Origin of the sequence: Endozoicomonas sp. ONNA1, assembly GCF_024606325.1 — a bacterium.
GTDB lineage: Bacteria > Pseudomonadota > Gammaproteobacteria > Pseudomonadales > Endozoicomonadaceae > Endozoicomonas_A.
The window spans coordinates 1-1,249 of sequence record NZ_JAHHPN010000564.1 but is presented as its reverse complement, the minus strand read 5'-3'; the positions used below and the strand labels follow the sequence as shown (position 1 = coordinate 1,249).

Here is a 1,249-nt window from a genome sequence, read left to right as displayed (position 1 = left end):
GACCGAAAATTATACCCATCTGGAGGTTCTGGACGACAGCCAGTTATTTTTCACCATCGATTTACTACACGTTCCCCGTTGTGTACGTCATGATGGCAGCCTGGCCACCGGGCACTTTATCGACGGTCTGGAACAGCAGTTCTGGCGCCTGATAATGGTTAATCCGGCCAACAACGGAACCGAGGTACTGACCAGCAAAAAACTTCGGAATTACTATGACTCCAGGCTGGCTGACGACAAACGGCTGGATAACACTTACCAGCTTGACAATGTTACGGCATCGGTACGGGGCGGGCCAGGTGACGACCTGTTCTTCATCTCCGGTACTGTCAAGCCGGGGGTTGGGCTGTTCGGGGATTCGGGAAATGATATTTTTCACCTCAAAAGCAGTGGTGCCAGCGTACACCCTGGCTCCGGCAATAATATTGTCAGTCTGGAGCTGGAGGATGCAGAGGAAAATACAGAGAAAAATGAACCAGTAAAGATATTCTTTGCCCCTTCTTCTTTTAACCGGGTTCATCTGGGTGGTGTCAGCCTTACCAATCTGCAGGCAGCAAGCTGGCGTTCGCTGGAATCAAAAAATGTCACTGACAGTGGTGAGCAGGCTCGTTGTCCAGCCGGTCTGTCACGTCTGATACCTCCTCCGGTCACCGGCGGCCGCTTTATCCTGGCGGCCTGGGTGCACCGGGACTTGCCTGCCCGGGCCGGAGGCACACTCATTCATTTTGCCGGGACTGACGGCGCTGATGCCATCAGCTTGAGCCTGAAAAATGGTGGACTGGAGATCAGGCTGACGGATGGCAAAAGGGTCTTTCACGACAGGGTCGAGCCATTTTTTACCTCCCCCCGCCAACACCTGGCCATGACCATAGATGACCGTGGGTTTCTAACCCTCTACCGGGATGGTCAGACTGTTTTGGCAGCACCGGCCCTCAGGCCAGCCGAAAAAATTCGGACGCTGAACTGTCATGCCGTTGATAAACTGATCCTCAGCCGACACATCCCGTCGTCTGAAGGCATAAAAATGATGGCATCCGGTACAGACCCTCTGGTGAGGATGGGCAGTTGGCAGAACCCACACCGTGTCTATGCCAATGACTGGCCAGACAGCCTGAAGCTGGATGACGGGGTTCTGGATGGCAAGGTGTTCATCCGTACACGACTGGGGTCTGGTTATGCACTTTTACAGCAAAGCGTCCCCGGACATCAGTATGTCATCGATGAAAAGAGTGCCATTTACCGCTTTACC

The 1,249-nt window shown here is 53.6% G+C and carries 1 protein-coding gene; it reads left to right on the top strand.

What is annotated here, in order from left to right; translation table 11 throughout:
• The coding region (locus KDK19_RS12880) for a hypothetical protein (protein WP_257292124.1) at positions 1-1,249 on the top strand (1,249 nt) is incomplete at both ends.